This window comes from Phenylobacterium sp. GW823-FHT02A09 (genome assembly GCF_058797775.1).
Genome location: NZ_JBXAJZ010000003.1, coordinates 503,782 through 519,698, shown reverse-complemented (window position 1 = coordinate 519,698; position 15,917 = coordinate 503,782). Strand labels below are relative to the sequence as shown.

General features: G+C 68.8%; 16 protein-coding genes and 1 other RNA gene. 13 read left to right on the top strand and 4 right to left on the bottom strand.

What is annotated here, in order from left to right:
- Positions 1–37 precede the first annotated feature (37 nt).
- The gene (gene serB / locus AC1Q87_RS15140) at positions 38–931 is read right to left on the bottom strand and encodes a phosphoserine phosphatase SerB (RefSeq protein ID WP_492609752.1); all 894 of its coding nucleotides are present in this window, start codon (positions 929–931) and stop codon (positions 38–40) included.
- On the opposite strand from serB, the gene miaA reads away from it, so the two are divergent.
- Together miaA and AC1Q87_RS15130 are read left to right on the top strand one after the other, a co-directional pair.
- Positions 930–1,859: a tRNA (adenosine(37)-N6)-dimethylallyltransferase MiaA gene (gene miaA, locus AC1Q87_RS15135; protein ID WP_492609751.1), complete on the top strand. Its 930-nt coding sequence runs from the start codon at positions 930–932 to the stop codon at positions 1,857–1,859. The two genes, serB and miaA, sit on opposite strands and share 2 nt — an antisense overlap.
- A 170-nt stretch (positions 1,860–2,029) precedes the next feature.
- The gene (locus AC1Q87_RS15130; protein WP_492609750.1) at positions 2,030–3,826 is read left to right on the top strand and encodes an acetolactate synthase 3 large subunit; all 1,797 of its coding nucleotides are present in this window, start codon (positions 2,030–2,032) and stop codon (positions 3,824–3,826) included.
- 45 nt (positions 3,827–3,871) lie between these two features.
- On the opposite strand, the gene AC1Q87_RS15125 is transcribed toward AC1Q87_RS15130, so the two are convergent.
- On the bottom strand, positions 3,872–4,228 hold the full coding sequence (locus AC1Q87_RS15125) for a SnoaL-like domain-containing protein (RefSeq protein WP_492609749.1): 357 nt from the start codon (positions 4,226–4,228) through the stop codon (positions 3,872–3,874).
- A gap of 186 nt (positions 4,229–4,414) precedes the next feature.
- Between AC1Q87_RS15125 and ilvN the strand changes: the two genes are divergently transcribed.
- Both ilvN and AC1Q87_RS15115 read left to right on the top strand, forming a co-directional pair.
- Positions 4,415–4,963, top strand: coding sequence for an acetolactate synthase small subunit (gene ilvN, locus AC1Q87_RS15120; RefSeq protein WP_492609748.1), 549 nt, complete (start codon positions 4,415–4,417; stop codon positions 4,961–4,963).
- 13 nt (positions 4,964–4,976) lie between these two features.
- Entirely contained in the window at positions 4,977–5,876 is a 900-nt protein-coding gene (locus AC1Q87_RS15115; RefSeq protein ID WP_492609747.1) for a hypothetical protein, read from the top strand.
- Here AC1Q87_RS15115 and AC1Q87_RS15110 read toward each other — a convergent pair.
- Positions 5,860–6,513 (bottom strand): aquaporin, encoded by a 654-nt coding sequence (locus tag AC1Q87_RS15110; protein ID WP_492609746.1) that lies wholly within the window; start codon positions 6,511–6,513, stop codon positions 5,860–5,862. The two genes, AC1Q87_RS15115 and AC1Q87_RS15110, sit on opposite strands and share 17 nt — an antisense overlap.
- Positions 6,514–6,756: 243 nt before the next feature.
- Here AC1Q87_RS15110 and AC1Q87_RS15105 point away from each other — a divergent pair, with 243 nt between their 5' ends.
- A complete protein-coding gene (locus AC1Q87_RS15105; protein WP_492609745.1) occupies positions 6,757–7,197 on the top strand; it encodes a universal stress protein in 441 nt (146 codons plus the stop codon).
- Here AC1Q87_RS15105 and AC1Q87_RS15100 read toward each other — a convergent pair.
- Positions 7,194–7,754 (bottom strand): inner membrane-spanning protein YciB, encoded by a 561-nt coding sequence (locus tag AC1Q87_RS15100; protein WP_492609744.1) that lies wholly within the window; start codon positions 7,752–7,754, stop codon positions 7,194–7,196. The genes AC1Q87_RS15105 and AC1Q87_RS15100 overlap by 4 nt on opposite strands.
- 151 nt (positions 7,755–7,905) lie before the next feature.
- Between AC1Q87_RS15100 and ssrA the strand changes: the two genes are divergently transcribed.
- From ssrA to AC1Q87_RS15060, 8 genes are all read left to right on the top strand, one after another.
- Positions 7,906–8,269, top strand: a transfer-messenger RNA (tmRNA) gene (gene ssrA / locus AC1Q87_RS15095).
- A gap of 108 nt (positions 8,270–8,377) precedes the next feature.
- The gene (locus AC1Q87_RS15090; protein WP_492609743.1) at positions 8,378–8,863 is read left to right on the top strand and encodes an SspB family protein; all 486 of its coding nucleotides are present in this window, start codon (positions 8,378–8,380) and stop codon (positions 8,861–8,863) included.
- Positions 8,864–8,872: 9 nt separating this feature from the next.
- Complete coding sequence (locus AC1Q87_RS15085; protein WP_436060394.1) at positions 8,873–9,343, top strand: PaaI family thioesterase; 471 nt, start codon at positions 8,873–8,875, stop codon at positions 9,341–9,343.
- A gap of 52 nt (positions 9,344–9,395) precedes the next feature.
- On the top strand, positions 9,396–10,127 hold the full coding sequence (locus AC1Q87_RS15080) for a C13 family peptidase (protein ID WP_492609742.1): 732 nt from the start codon (positions 9,396–9,398) through the stop codon (positions 10,125–10,127).
- A 110-nt stretch (positions 10,128–10,237) separates the two neighbouring features.
- Entirely contained in the window at positions 10,238–12,445 is a 2,208-nt protein-coding gene (locus tag AC1Q87_RS15075) for a serine hydrolase domain-containing protein (RefSeq protein ID WP_492609741.1), read from the top strand.
- 151 nt (positions 12,446–12,596) lie between these two features.
- Positions 12,597–14,243, top strand: coding sequence for a flagellar basal-body MS-ring/collar protein FliF (gene fliF, locus AC1Q87_RS15070; RefSeq protein ID WP_492609740.1), 1,647 nt, complete (start codon positions 12,597–12,599; stop codon positions 14,241–14,243).
- Positions 14,240–15,265: a flagellar motor switch protein FliG gene (gene fliG / locus AC1Q87_RS15065; protein WP_492609739.1), complete on the top strand. Its 1,026-nt coding sequence runs from the start codon at positions 14,240–14,242 to the stop codon at positions 15,263–15,265. Before fliF ends, fliG begins: the two co-directional genes overlap by 4 nt.
- On the top strand, positions 15,265–15,915 hold the full coding sequence (locus AC1Q87_RS15060; RefSeq protein WP_492609738.1) for a FliH/SctL family protein: 651 nt from the start codon (positions 15,265–15,267) through the stop codon (positions 15,913–15,915). The genes fliG and AC1Q87_RS15060 overlap by 1 nt, the downstream gene beginning before the upstream one ends.
- Positions 15,916–15,917 lie beyond the last annotated feature (2 nt).

The window sequence follows — 15,917 nt, the reverse complement described above, 5'->3', positions numbered from 1 at the left end:
AGCGCGCGGCGGCCATGAGCGGAATTCAAACCCCGCTTCAGTCCGTTACGAACTCGTCGGCGCGATAGCCCTGGAAGTAGAGCAGCGCGGTGAGGTCGGCATGATCGACCTTGGCGTCGGCCTGCGCCGAAACGATCGGCTTGGCGCGGTAGGCGACGCCCAGGCCGGCGGCCTCGATCATCGCCAGGTCGTTGGCTCCGTCGCCGACCGCCAGGGTCTGCGAGAGCTCGACGCCCATGCCGGCCGCCTCTTCCTTCAGCGCCGCCAGCTTGGCTTCGCGGCCGAGGATCGGCTCGCCGACCGTGCCGGTCAGCGCGCTGCCGTCCTCGTTCAGGGTGTTGGCGCGGTTGGCCGCAAAGCCCGCCGCCTGCGCCACGCGCGAGGTGAAGAAGGTGAAGCCGCCCGAGACCAGCACCGCGCGGCCGCCGTTCGCCGACATGGTCCGCACCAGGGTCCGCGCCCCGGGGTTCAGCCGCACGCGCTCGTCATAGGCCCGTTGCAGGTCGCCCAGCGGCAGGCCCTTCAGCATCCCGACCCGCTCGCGCAGGGCGCCTTCGAAATCCAGTTCGCCGCGCATGGCCCGCTCGGTGATCTCCGAGACCTTGTCCTTCACGCCCGCGAAGTCGGCCAGCTCGTCGATGCACTCGACGTTGATGATGGTCGAATCCATGTCGGCCAGCAGCAGCCGCTTCTTGCGGCCGTCCCAGGGTTGGGCGCAGGCGTCGACGCCGCTCCCGGCCAGGGCCGCCTCGGCGGCGGCGCGGACGCTCGCGACGTCGGCGCCGTCCACCAGCAGGTCGAGCGCGCCGGGACCGAGGGTGCGGGGCTCCTTGACGCGGGCGTGCACGCCTGCGAGCGCTGGGGCCAGTGTGGCGAGCGCCTTCGCGGCGGCGTCTGAATCGGGACCGACAAGGGTAAGGGCGATCTGCATGGAGCCCCGCATCTGGCTGATCGCCGGGCCGACCGCAAGCGGCAAGTCCGCGCTCGCCCTGCGCCTGGCCCGCGAAATCGGCGCCGAGATCGTCAACGCCGACGCGCTGCAGCTCTATGCGGACCTGCGCCTGCTGACCGCCCGCCCGTCGCCGGAGGAGGAAGCCGCCGCCCCGCACCACCTGTTCGGCGTGGTCGACGCCGCCGAGGGCTGGTCCGTCGGACGCTGGCTGCGCGCCGCCGTGACCTTGGTCGACGAGATCGCCGCCCGCGGCCGCCCGACCGTGATCGTCGGCGGCACCGGCCTCTATTTCCGCGCCCTGACCCACGGCCTGGCCGAGGTGCCGGAGACGCCCTCGCACGTCCGGGCGCAGACCGCCGCCGAGTTCGAGGCCATGGGCGAGGCGGCCTTCCGCGAACGGCTGGCGCAGGCCGATCCCGCCGCCGAGGCGCGCATCTCGTCGGCCGACCGCCAGCGCCTGACCCGGGCCTGGGAGGTGTTCGCCGCCTCCGGGACTTCGCTCAGCGACTGGCAGGCGCGCACCGATCCGGCCATCCCCCCCGGGAGCTGGGCCGGCGTCGCGCTCGATCCGCCCCGCGAGGCGCTGTTCGATCGTTGCGACCGGCGTCTGGAGATCATGGTCCGGGAGGGCGCACTCGACGAGGTCGCCGCCCTCGCCGCCCGCGGGCTCGATCCCAATCTCCCGGCCATGAAGGCGGTCGGCTACCGGGAGCTCGCCGCAACGCTCTCCGGCGAGGTCAGCCTTTCGGCAGGTTTGCAGAACGCTCAGCGCGAAACCCGCCGATACGCCAAGCGCCAAGCCACCTGGCTGCGCGGTCAGATGTCCGACTGGCCGCGCCTGACCGCCGTCGCCCCTGAGGAGCAATGGAGGCAGTTTATTGCGCTTCACCCCGCCTTGACGGGGTGAACGGGGCATGCCATGACCTCGGCGACTTCATTTGGAGAATGCTCGTGCGTGAGCTTCTTGTACTCCCTGTGCGACCTCTCGCGGACTGACCACGTGTCAGACCGCTGAAGGTCGCTCGCCCAGGCCCCTTGAGGGCCTTTTTTATTGCCGAAAATCAAGGCCTTGCTGAAATGACAGCCCACCAGACGATAGCTGCCGAAACGACGGTTGAGACCCTGACCGGCGCCGAGATCGTGGTCCGCGCCCTCATCGACCAGGGTGTCGAGGTGCTGTTCGGCTATCCGGGCGGAGCGGTGCTGCCGATCTACGACGCGCTCTTCGAGGAGCAGCGCCTGCAGCACGTCCTGGTGCGCCACGAGCAGGGCGCGACCCACATGGCCGAGGGCTACGCCCGTTCGACCGGCAAGCCGGGCGTGGTCCTGGTCACCTCCGGCCCGGGCGCGACCAACGCCATCACCGGAATCGTCGACGCCCTGATGGACTCGATCCCGATGGTCGTCTTCACCGGCCAGGTCGCCACCCACCTGATCGGCACCGACGCGTTCCAGGAGTGCGACACGATCGGCATCACCCGCCCGATCACCAAGCATAACTACCTGGTCAAGGACGTCGCCGACCTGCCGCGGATCATCCACGAGGCGTTCCACATCGCCACGTCCGGCCGGCCCGGCCCCGTCGTCATCGACATCCCCAAGGACGTCCAGTTCTCCAAGGGCGTCTACCAGGGTCCGACCGAGGTCACCCACGCGCACAACTACAGCCCGCGCACCAAGGGCGACCAGAACAAGATCGCCGAGGCCGTGGCGCTGCTCGCCGGCGCCCGCCGCCCGATCCTCTACACCGGCGGCGGCGTCATCAACGCCGGCCCGCGGGCGGCCGAACTGCTGCGCGAGCTCGCCAAGCTGACCGGCGCGCCGGTCACCTCGACCCTGATGGGCCTGGGCGCCTTCCCGGCCTCTGATCCGGCGTGGCTGGGCATGGTCGGCATGCACGGCAGCTTCGAGAGCAACAACGCCATGCATGACTGCGACGTCATGGTGGCGATCGGCGCGCGCTTCGACGACCGGGTGACCGGCCGCCTCGACGCCTTCGCCCCCGGCTCGAAGAAGATCCACATCGACATCGACGCCTCGTCGATCAGCAAGAACGTCCGCGCCGACATCGGCATCGTCGGCGACGCCGCCAGCGTGCTGGAGGACATGATCGCCGCCTGGAAGTCCCGCAATCTGTCGACCGACAAGGCGGCCATGGACGACTGGTGGCGCCAGATCGAGGCCTGGCGCGCGCGCCAGTCGTTCCGCTATCGGCCCGACGCCAAGCTGATCAAGCCGCAGTACGCCATCGAGCGCCTGTACGAGCTGACCAAGGACCGCGAGACCTACATCACCACCGAGGTCGGCCAGCACCAGATGTGGGCGGCCCAGTACTATCACTTCGACAAGCCCAACCGCTGGATGACCTCCGGCGGCCTCGGCACCATGGGCTATGGCCTGCCTGCCGCGGTCGGCGTGCAGATGGCTCATCCGGACGCCCTGGTCATCGACATCGCCGGCGACGCCTCGGTGCAGATGACCATGCAAGAGATCTCGACGGCCATTCAGTACGACCTGCCGATCAAGGTCTTCATCCTGAACAACGAATGGATGGGCATGGTCCGCCAGTGGCAGCAGCTCCTGCACGGCGAGCGCTACAGCCACTCCTATTCGTCGAGCCTGCCGGACTTTGTGAAGATGGCCGAGGCGTTCGGCGGCGTCGGCATCCGCGCCGAGCATCCGGACGAGCTGGACGACAAGATCCGCGAGATGATCGCCAGCCCCAAGCCGGTGCTGTTCGACTGCCGGGTCACCAAGGAAGAGAACTGCTTCCCGATGATCCCGTCCGGCAAGGCCCACAACGAAATGATCATGGCCGAGGAAGCCCGCGACCTCGGTTCGATCATCGACGACGCCGGCAAGCGTCTGGTCTAGGTCGAGCGGCGGCGCCGAAGAACTCCCGGCGCCGCCCGCCCCGCCTCAGCCGTAGAAGAACCGCTCCTCGGCGATCTTGCCGTCCTTGATCGTGTAGACGCCGACCTCGTCCATCTGGATCCGATTGCCGGACTCCTTCTGGGTCAGGTCCATCTTGAACCGCACCACGAACTGGTCGCCGTTCACGTAGGGGCCCTCGACTTCGGTGGAATGCACCTCATGGGCGCTCGCCCACCACTCGCCCTTGCCGCGCAGGGCCTCCTTGCCGCGCATCTGCGCCATGTCGCCGGGCGCAGCCTCGACGCTCAGCACGTCTTCAGCCCAGTACTTTTCTCCCGCCTCGTCGAACTTGCCGGCCTTGCAGAGGGCGACCAGATCGTTGGCGATGTCTTGGGTGCTCATGACTGTCAGCTCCAGGGGGTTTCAGGACAGCCCGGGCGCAGCGCCCGGCGTGGCATTCCCCTCACCAAACACCGTTCCGCGCAAGTGAAATGTTCATGATGCGTTCCCCGCCGACCGTCAGTCGCGACTTGCCCCCCGCGCCTGCTTGTGACACGTCCTCAGCCACCGACGATTAGAGAGCCCTGCATGTCCGACGCCCAGCCCGCCTCCGTCTACGACCTCAGCCACGCCGAGGAAGCCGAGAACCTGGCGACCTTCGCGATCCTGGTCGAGAACGAGCCTGGCGTGCTGCATCGGCTGGTCGGGCTGTTCGCCGCCCGCGGCTACAACATCGAGAGCCTAACCGTCGCCGAGACCGACCGCCGGGCGCACACCAGCCGCGTCACTATCGTCACCCGCGGCGCGCCGCACGTGCTCGAGCAGATCGAGGCGCAGCTGGAGAAGATGGTCGCCACTCGCCACGTCCAGGACGTGACCCGCGACCCCAACGGCCTGGAGCGCGAGCTCGCCCTGGTGAAGGTCAAGGGAACCGGTCCCGAGCGCGTCGAAGCCCTGCGCATCGCCGACATCTTCCGCGCCAAGGTGCTCGACACCACCATCGACAGCTTCATCTTCGAACTGACCGGCGCCTCTTCGAAGATCGACAAGTTCATCGAGCTGATGCGTCCGCTCGGCCTGGTGGAACTCTCGCGCACCGGCGTGCTTTCCATCACCCGGGGCCCTGACGCCATGTAGGAAGGAGGATCGGATGGTCCGCATCGCTGCGACCGTTCTTGGCCTCCTCTTCCTGTCCGCGCCGCAGCTGGCCGACGCCCAGGCCGCGCCGCAGCCCGCGCCGCCCCAGCCGGTCCTCGACTGGCCCTGGCCCGATCCCGATCCGAAGTCCTGGTGGGACGACAAACGTCCAAAGCCAGACGAAGCGGCCGACCCGCTCGGCGGCCGCCGCCCTGGCCGCGGCGAGCGGCCGCTGGTCGTCGCCAACGGCTATGATCCCCTGCTCTACCGGCTCTGGGGCCTGCCTCCGCTGCAGAACCAGGTGCTGCGCTCGGGCGAGCTGATCGTCGAGATCGCCGTGCGGCCGGCGACCTCGGCGCGCCAGACCCTGGTGCGAGCCACCGTGCGACGCGACGGCAAAGCCTTCATCCAGGCCCGCGCCGGCCTCGGATGCTGCGAACCTGGCATCGCCCGCCGTGTCGGCTTCGACGCCGAGGCGCCCGAAGGCGCGGCCGCGCGGCTGACCGCCCTGGTCCAGGATCCGCTCTGGAGCTCGCCACGCGAAGTCCGGGTAGTCGACAGCGCCGGGGCGGCCGACGCGCTCTGCGTCGACGGCACCTCCTATGACCTGACGCTGGCCCAGCCAGGCCAGGTGCGCGCCGTGCGCCGCGCCTGCGACAGCGCCGAGATCGGCCAGGCCGCCGACGTGCTGGAAACCGTGCTTGACCTGATGCTCGGCCACGAGCCGCGCATCGACGTGATCTATCCCGGCGGTGCGAACTATTCGGCGGCGCGGTCCGCCTATCGCGACCTGATCGCCGAAGGCGGCGCGCTGAAGCCGGCGCCGAACGCCCGCCCCCAGCCGCCGAACTTCACGGAGCCGCCGCCGCAGGACGAGCCGGCGGCTCCGCCTGCGCCTAGCGTAGAACGTTGAGGCGGTAGAGCGCCCCGCCGATGACCGCGCCGATCGCCGGAGCGACGAAGAACAGCCAGAGCTGCGACAGCGCCTGGCCGCCGACCAGCACCGCCGGTCCGAAGCTGCGCGCCGGGTTCACCGACACGCCGGTGACCTGGATGCCGACGATGTGGATGACAGCGAGCGTGATGCCGATGGCGAGACCCGCGAAGCCGGCCGGGGCCGCCGTCGAGGTCGAACCAAGGATCACGATGACGAACAGGGCGGTCATCACCACCTCGAAGATCAGCGCCGCCTGCATGCTGAACTCGCCGTTGTAGCCCGGCCCCCAGCCATTCTGGCCGAGGCCTCCCGCCGTCCCGGCGATCGCCGCCAGGATGCCGGCGCCGACCAGCGCCCCGAGGAACTGGGCGATCCAGTAGAGAATGAGGTCGCGGGCGTTCATCCGCCCAGCGATGAACACCGCCAGGCTGACCGCCGGATTCACGTGGCAGCCGGAGATCGAGCCGATCCCGTAGGCCATCGCGACGATCGCGAAACCGAAGGCCAGGGCGATGCCGAGCTGGCCGACGTTGTCGCCGCCCAACACGGCGGCGCCGCAACCGAAGAGCACTAGCGTAAGCGTACCGATGAACTCAGCGACGAACTTCTGCATGGAATGCCTCCCGTTTGAATCGAGGCTAACCCATGGTTGAAGCTTGAGATAGCGTCGCTCTGCGAACGACGTAACGCTCACTCAGAGTTGAGCGCGGGCTGGATGACCCGCCGGAAGCCCGGCTGTTAGGGTGCGGGCCCGCGTGCAACCTATGTAGTTTCGCGGAATTGGAACTGCGGATTTCAAAAGCGAATACTCAAGCGGGTCGCACGAACGTGGCCCGGCCCAGTGCATGGAGACAAAATGTACAAGCACGTCCTCATCTCCACCGACGGCTCCGAAACGGCCCAGAAGGGCGTCGATCAAGGTCTGACGCTCGCCAAGGCGCTCGGCGCGCAGGTGACCCTGATCACCGTGACCGAGCCGTTCCCGGTCTATGCCAGCGCCGCCGGCGGCTGGGTGCCGACCGAGATGGGGAACTACGACGAGATCCAGAAGGAGTTCGCCGACCGCGTGCTCGGCCTGGCCAAGGCCGCCGCTGAAAAAGCCGGCGTCGCCGCCAAGACCCTGCACGTGCCGAACTCGCCGCCGGCCGAGGCGATCATCGAGACCGCCAAGTCGCAGGGCGTCGACATCATCGTCATGGCCTCGCACGGGCGCCGTGGCCTGGGCCGACTGATCCTCGGCAGCCAGACCTCCGAAGTGCTCAGCCACGCCCCGGTGCCGGTGCTGGTGGTCCGCTAGACGCTGACCGCCGTGTTTCGCCGCGCGACCGACCTGAACAGCAGGTACTGCGCGGCGAACAGCGCCAGCTTCGACCCCGGCGCCCACAGCGACATGACGCTCGCCGTCAGCTTCGGGTCGGCCAGCAGCGTCATGCCGAGATTGAGCAGTCCGCTGACGAACATCAGCCCCGCCCAGACGTATCCCGCCCCGTTGATGTAGGACTCGGGGATACGGCCCTGGGCGATCGGCGGCATGTAGCGGCCCATCCAGCCGCGCTCCAGCATCGCCGCCCCGATCGCGCCATAGACGATCGTCGCCTTGAAGAGCACGAACCGCGCGTCGTGGGTGATCAGCGTGGCCCCGCCCATGATCACCACCAGGGCCAGCGCCGTCCATTGCATGGCCGCGATCTTGCGCCCCCGCATCTTCATCACGACTACCTGCGCCACCCCCAGCGCGATGCCGACGCCGGTGGCCAGGGCGACGTCGCCGCTGGCGGCGAGGAAGACGTAGAAGACGAGGGTCGCGGCCATGTCGATCAGGATCGGGCGGGCGGCGTAGACGAGGGGGCTCACGGGGAAACTCCAGGCGTTGAAAGCGTGCGCAAAGCCTAGCGGCGAGCCCGCGCCGACGCCGAACCCGCCCGCGCAACCGCCGCGGCGGTTCGCGAAATCGGCCTGTCCGTTCGCGCTTCGCGAACGGTCATCCACCGTTCCGCAGCCGGAAGTTCTTCTAAATCCGGCGCGCCGCCCCTATATTGGCGGTGTCGGGGCTTGCCCTGACTATGGAGATAAACGCGCACGTCATAAGCGGACTGGACCCGGGTGCGATTCCCGGCGGCTCCACCAATCTTCCCCGGTCGTTATCGCCGGAAAGCATGGGGCCGATCAGCATCGACAGACGTCTAAAGGTGTTGCTTTCTCTCGGCTTGGCCCACCGTTTCGGGCTTTAAACTAAATGCGAACGATAACTTCGCTGAAGAAGTCCGTCTGGCCGCGTAAGCGGTTCGATAGATTTCGACCTAAACTCCTAGCGTCTTAGCAGCGCTAGGCGGGGCCCGGAGGGGGCCTTGCAACAGAACCCCTCCACCTTCACCTGACCCATCCTGCGATTAGGCGTCCCCTGCGACGAGAGCCGCCTTGCGCGCGCACGCCGAAACGCTACCCTCCGCACCACGTTCAGTACCCCCGGAGTTTCGATGGCCCAAGACCCGCCGGCCCAAGATCAGATGCACTACGAAGCCATGGCCCAGGAGGCCCTGCGCGGCGTGGTGAAGGCCGCGTTGAAACGCGCCGCGGCGCCGGAAGGCCTGCCGGGCGCGCACCACTTCTACATCACCTTCAAGACCGAGGCCCCGGGCGTCTCGGGCCCCAACGACCTGCTGTCGAAGTACCCGGACGAAATGACCATCGTCCTGCAGCACCAGTACTGGGACCTGGCGCCGGGCGAGACCTTCTTCTCGGTGACCCTGAAGTTCGGCGGCCAGCCGAAGCGCGTGTCGGTGCCCTATGCGGCCGTGACGCGGTTCTACGATCCGAGCGTCCAGTTCCTGCTGCAGTTCGAAAGCCCGGCCGCCGCCGCCACCCTGCCCGCCGCCGCGGCCGAGCCGCCGCCCGCGCCGAGCGAACCGGCCGATCCGAACGCGCCCAACGTCGTGTCGCTCGACACCTTCCGAAAGAAGTAACTCGCCCGCATGACCGACGTCGCCCCCGCCGAACCCGAAGTCCTGACGGACGAAGCCATCCTCGCGCGCTTCCAGCGCTCGAAGAACCAACCCACCGGCTCCCAGACCCTCGGCTTCCGCATCGTCGCGGTCAGCCAGGCCGAAAAGTCGGTCGAGGTCGAGTTCGACGCCAAGCCCGAACTGCTGCTCAACCCGATGAAGCAGGTCCAGGGCGGCTACCTCTGCGCCATGCTGGACGAATGCATGTCGGTGGCCTGCATGGTCGCCTCGGGCATGACCCACGTCGCGCCCACCGCCGAGATGAAGACCACCTTCTTCCGCCCGGCCATGCCCGGCAAGCTCAAGGGGATCGGCAAGGTCGCCAAGTGGGGCAGAACCATCGCCTTTACAGAGGGCGAACTCTACGACGCCGACGGAAGGCTGGTAGCCAAGGCGACGGGGACGGCGGTGCCCACGCCCTTCCAGCGGTACAAAAGCTGACATGTTGAAACGCGCTGGCATTGTCGGCGCGTTTTTCATTTGGGCCTTGGCCATGGTCGCGCCTTCCGTGGCGTCAGCCCAGGCCGGCCCGTTCGGCGACTGGGCCGCGGTGGTCATCGCCGGCGACTTCCACGGCGCGGGGGGCGGCCCGACCGAGGCCTTCGACAACGCCCGCCGCGACGTCTCGAAGGAACTGCAGCGGCTCGGCTTTTCCCGCGAAAACATCGTCCAGTTCTCGGTCCGGCCCGAGCGCTACAAGGACAAGCCGCTGAAGTCGGACACCCTGGCGATCTACCGCTCGCTGAACGACCTGTCGGCCAAGGCCAAGTCCGGCTGCCTGGTCTACTTCACTTCGCACGGCGCGCCGCAGGGCGTGGTCGTCGACCAGCAGATCCTCACCCCCGGGCTGCTCGGGCGGATCCTCGACTCCACCTGTCAGAACCGCCCGACCGTGGTGATCGTGTCGGCTTGCTTCTCGGGCGTGTTCGTGCGGCCGCTGGCCCATCCGAACCGCATGATCCTGACCGCCGCGCGCCCCGACCGCACCTCGTTCGGCTGCGGCGAGGACAACATCTATCCGTTCTTCGACGACTGCGTGCTGAAGTCGAGCCCGTCGGTCCGCGACTTCGCCGCCCTGGCGAGCGCCGTGAAGAGCTGCGTGGCCCTGCGAGAGATCGCCGAGGGCATGAAGCCGCCCTCCGAGCCGCAGATCTGGATCGGCGGCGAACTGCGCCCGATGCTGCCGCTCTACGCCTTCCCGACCGGTCCGCCGGGGGGCGAGTGAACACTGATCCACGGCCTGATCGTCGCAGGCCGCAACCGCTCTAGCGCCCCGCGCGTGCGGCGCCCTACAAGAGGAATCGTGGGGCAACAGGGGCCAGCGGGTAATCATCCATGCGTTTGATCTTCAAGGCTGTCTTCGCCGCCGCCTTCGCCTGCGCCGCCACGGCGGCGACGGCCCAGGACACGGCCCAGCCTGCACCCGCCGCGGCCCCTGCCGCCAGCCCGCCGCCGGCCTCCGCGCCGGCTGTCAATCCGCGCGGCCCGGTCCCCTACGCCAGCCTTCAGCGCCAGCAGCGTCCGCGCCCCGTCGCGCGGACTACGGCCGCGGCTGCAACGCCCGTCGCGGCGGCGACAACGACCACGGCCGCCGCGCCGGGCGTTCCGCTGACCGCAGCGCCTGCCCTGCCCGCCGCCGCTTCGGGCGCCCGCCTGACGCCCGGCGAAGCGATCCCCGCCGCTGAACTCGAATCCTACATCGACGGCGTCGTGCGCAGCGCCATGGACCGCGACCACATCGCCGGCGTCACCGTCTCGATCGTCCAGAACGGCCAGGTGGTGCTGAAGAAGGGCTATGGCCTGGCCGCGCTGTCGCCGGCCCGCAAGGTCGATCCCGACCAGACGCTGTTCCGCATCGGCTCGATCTCCAAGACCTTCACCTGGATCGCGCTGATGAACGAGATCGAGGCCGGCCGCATCCGCCAGGACGCACCGGTCAATCTCTACCTGCCCGAGCGGCTGCAGATCCGCGACCAGGGCTTCCGCACGCCCGTTCGGGTGATCAACCTCATGGATCATTCGCCCGGCTTCGAGGACCGCGCGCTCGGCCACCTGTTCGAGCGCAACTTCGACCGCGTGCGCCCGATGGCCGACTACCTGCGCCAGGAGCGGCCGCGCCGCGTGCGCGAACCGGGCTCGGCCTCGGCCTACTCCAACTACGGCGCGGCCCTCGCCGGCCAGGCGGTGTCCTACGTCGCCGGCAAGCCGTTCGAGCGGCTGATCGAAGAACGGATCTTCCTGCCCGCGCGGATGAACAGCACCAGCTTCCGCGAACCGCATCCGCCGAAGGCCGGCATTCCCGGGGCGATCCCTGAACGCCTCGGCGACAACATTTCCGAAGGCTACCGCTGGACGCCAGGCGGCTATGTCGCCCGGCCGTTCGAGTACATCAGCCAGGTGGCGCCGGCCGGCTCGGCCTCGTCGACCGCGGCCGACATGGCCCGCTACATGCAGTTGCTGCTGAACGGCGGCACGCTGGACGGCGCGGTCATCTACGGTCCCGGCGCGGCCCGCGCCTTCAACACTCCGATCCGCAAGACCTCGCCCGGCGTCAACGGCTGGCGGCACGGCTTCATCGAGTACAACCTGCCCGGCGGCCGCACCGGCTTCGGCCACGCCGGCGGCACCCTGTCGTTCCTGTCGAACATGGTCGTGATCCCGGACCTGAACCTCGGCGTCTTCATCAGCACCAACACCGAGACCGGCGGCGACCTAGCCATGGGCCTGGCCGGCGACGTCGTGCAGCAGTTCTACGTCGCGCCTGAGACGTTCCCCCGTAAAGGCTCGCGCGTCCTGGCCGAGCGCGGCGGCGACTTCGCCGGCTACTATGTCGGCACCCGCCGCGCCTATCGCGGCCTCGAAGGCATGGTCGGTCTGATGATCGGCGGCGCGTCAGTGGCGGTGACGCCCGACGGCTATCTGCTGGTGACGGCCAACGGCAAGACCAGGAGCTTCGTGCCGCAGGGCGACCTGTCGGAAGGCCGCTTCATTTCCACCACCGGCTCCGACCACTTGGCTTTCGCCATCGACGGCGGCCGCGCCCACAGCTTCCAGAGCGCCTTCGGCGACCAGACCTTCGAGCGCACCGGCTTCTGGAAGCGCCCTGGCGTCCTCGCCGGCGTGGCGATCCTGGTCGGACTGGCGGCGCTGGCGACGATCGGCGGGCTGTTCCTGCGCAATCGCCGCGACTTCCGCGAGACGGCGATCCAGCGTCAGGCGAGCCTGCTGCAAACCACCCAGGCGGTGCTCTGGCTGATCGCCCTGGCCCTGTTCGGCGCCTGGGCGGCGAACGCCGCCGACATCGCCAACGTCATGTACGCTTGGCCGGGCGCCACGCTCATCATCGCCTCGGCCTGCGTGCTCGTCGCCGCGGCCCTGACGGTGGGCGGGCTGATCCTGATGCCGGCGATCTGGCGCGGCGGACGGCGGGTTGATTCGTGGACGGCCACACGCAAGGCGGCGTTTACCTTTACCGCCCTGCTCTACGGCGTCTTCACGCTGCTGCTTGGCCTCTGGGGCGCGCTTACCCCTTGGAGTGGTTGATTTTTCTCAACCATAAAGAACAAGATTCTTCCACGAATTGAGGCGTTAACGCGGCAAATGTAAACGCGTCGTTTACCAAGCACTGGGTAAATCCTGCCTAGCGGCGGGCGAGTGAGCGTCCGTCCCGCGTACCCCGGGAAGGACGCCCGCGTTGAACAACTTCGTCGCCGCCCTGCAGAGGTTCGGAATCGGACGACTGGCGGCCATCCTGGGGATCGGGGTCGGCGTCGCCGCTGCGCTGATCGCGCTCACCATGAACCTGGGCGAGCCCAAGGCCCTGCTCTATTCGAACCTGGACCTCAAGGAAGCCGGCTCCATCACCACGGCCCTCGACCAGGCGGGCGTGAAGTACGAGGTCAAGGGCGACGGCTCGACCATCATGGTGCCGCGCGACAAGGTCGCGTCGACGCGCCTGATGCTGTCGTCCAAGGGGCTGCCGACCTCCGGTTCGGTCGGCTACGAGATTTTCGACGAAGCAAACGCCCTGGGCCAGACCGACTTCGTCCAGCAGCTGAACCGCCAGCGCGCCCTGGAAGGCGAGCTGGCCCGCACGATTCAGGGCCTCGACGGCATCACCTCGACCCGCGTTCACCTGGTGCTGCCCAAGCGCCAGCTGTTCGAGGAAGAGGCCGAGCAGCCTTCGGCCGCCGTCACCATCGGCGTCGGCGGCCGCGCGCCGTCGGCCGACCAGGTGCAGGCGATCCAGAACCTGGTCGCCAGCGCGGTGCCGAACCTGAAGCCCGGCCGCGTCACCGTCGTTGACCAACACGCCAAGACCCTGTCGACCGGCGAAGACGGCTTCGGCGCCCAGGCCGCCGACGGCCGCCGCAGCGAGGTCGAACAGCGCATCGCCAAGACCGTCACCAAGCTGGTCGAGGGCGTCGTCGGCCCCGGCAAGGCCCGCGTCAACGTCACCGCCGACCTCAACCTGGCCCGCGTCACCGTCCAGCAGGAGACCTTCGACCCAGACGGTCAGGTCGTCCGCTCCGAGACCACCAACGAAGAGACCTCGCGTGAGAACCAGCCCGACGCCAACGGCGCCGTCTCGGCCAGCGCCAACATCCCCGGCGGCGTCGGCGCCAACGGCGAGGCGACGAACCAGTCGGCCAGCGGCCGCACGGAATCGACCACCAACTACGAGATCTCGAAGACCCTCCGCACCGAGGTGCAGGAGCCGGGCGACATGAAGCGCCTGTCGGTCGCCGTGGCCGTCGACGGCGCCACCGCCGCGGGCCAGGACGGCAAGCCCGGTGCGTACACCCCGCGCACGGCCGAGGAGATGCAGCGCATCGAGCAGCTGGTCCGCACCGCCGTCGGCTTCAACGCCGACCGCGGCGACCAGGTCACCGTCGTCAATGTCCGCTTCCCCACGGCCGACGCCGAGGGCGGCGTGGAGGCCTCCAATCCGCTGATGGGCTTCGACAAGAACGACATCATGCGCGCCGTCGAGATCGCCATCCTCGGCCTCGTCGCCGTGCTGCTGATCTTCTTCGTCGTCCGCCCGCTGTTGAAGCCTTCGTCGGGCGGCGGCGGCATGCCTGCCCTGGCCGGCGGTCCCTCGGTCACGCGCCTGGTGACCACCGCCGACGGTCAGCCGATGCAGATCCAGCTCGATCCCGCCACCGGCCAGCCGCTGGCCCTGCCTGGCCCTGGCAACGAGCTGGAGCAGCGCATCGACATCGCCCGCATCGAGGGGCAGGTGAAAGCCTCCTCGGTGAAGCGCGTCTCGGAGTTCGTGGAGACGCACCCTGAAGAGTCCGTCTCGCTGCTGCGTAGCTGGCTCCACGAGACGACATGAGCAGCCGCGTGAAGTCCATCAACGACGCATCCAAGCTCAGCGGTCCTGAGCGCGCCGCGGTTGTGCTGCTCGCGCTCGGCGAAGAGCACAAGACGATCTGGGAGCACCTGGACGAAGAGGAGATCAAGGAGATCTCCCAGGCGATGGCCGGCCTCGGCACCGTCTCGTCCAGCGCCGTCGAGCAGCTGCTGGTCGATTTCATCTCCGGCATGTCCGGGGCCGGCGCGATCATGGGCTCGTTCGAACAGACCCAGCGTTTGCTGCAAGCCTTCCTGCCGCCCGACAAGGTCGACTCCCTCATGGAGGAGATCCGCGGTCCGGCCGGGCGGACCATGTGGGACAAGCTGGGCAACGTGAACGAGGCGGTGCTCGCCAACTACCTGAAGAACGAATACCCGCAGACCGTCGCCGTCGTGCTGTCCAAGGTGAAGTCCGACCACGCCGCCCGCGTGCTGGCCGCCCTGCCGGAAGACTTCGCGCTGGAATGCGTCACTCGCATGCTGCGCATGGAGCCGGTGCAGCGCGAGATCCTCGACAAGATCGAGCAGACCCTGCGCACCGAGTTCATGTCGAACCTGGCGCGCACGTCCAAGCGTGACAGCCACGAGATGATGGCCGACATCTTCAACGCCTTCGACCGCCAGACCGAGGCGCGCTTCATCGCCGCGCTGGAGGAACGCAGCCGCGAGAGCGCCGAGCGCATCCGCGCCCTGATGTTCGTATTCGAAGACCTCTCGAAGCTCGATCCCGGCGGCGTCCAGACCCTGCTGCGCAACGTCGAGAAGGACCAGCTCGGCCTGGCGCTGAAGGGCGCCTCCGACAGCCTGCGCGAGATGTTCTTCTCGAACATGTCCGAGCGCGCCGCCAAGATCATGCGCGAGGACATGGAAGGCATGGGGCCGGTGCGCCTGCGCGACGTCGACCAGGCCCAGATGGCCATGGTCCAGGTCGCCAAGGACCTGGCCGCCAAAGGCGAGATCATGCTGGCCGGCGCCGGCGGCGATGACGAGCTGATCTACTGATGACCAGCACGCCCCACCAGAAGTTCGGCTTCGACACGGTGTTCGACAACGCCGGCGACGTCGCCTACGCCGCCCAGCGGCCCAAGCGCCTGTTCCCGGCCGAAGAGGTCGAGGCCCTGCGCGCCCAGGCCTTCGCCGAGGGCGAGCGCCAGGCCCTGGGCTCCATGGCCGCGCTGCAGGCCCAGGCCCTGTCGCAGATCGCCGCCAGCGTCGGCCAGGCCCTGCCCCGGCTGGCCGGGGTCGCCCACGAGCATCGCGTCGGCTCGGCCGAACTCGCCCTGGCCTGCGCCCGCGCCATCGCCGACGCCGCCCTCGCCAAGTTCCCCGAGGCGCCGATCCAGGCCGCGCTGGAAAGTCTTGCGCGCGAGATCGAAGCCTCCCCGCGGCTGGTCGTCAGCGTCGGCGCCGATCTGGCCGAAGGCGCCCAGGCGGCGCTGGAACAAACCGCCCAGGCGATCGGCTACCCCGGCGCCATCCAGGTTCGTCCCGCCCCCGGCGTCGGACCGTCCGCATTCACGCTCGACTTCGGCGACGGCTCGGCCGCCTTCGACCCCGCCGCCGCGGCCGCCCGCGTGGCCGCCGCTCTGGAAGCGGCGCTCGCCGCCGAAGGGCTGCACGCCGAACCCCTCATTCCCGGAAGCGAAAGCTGACC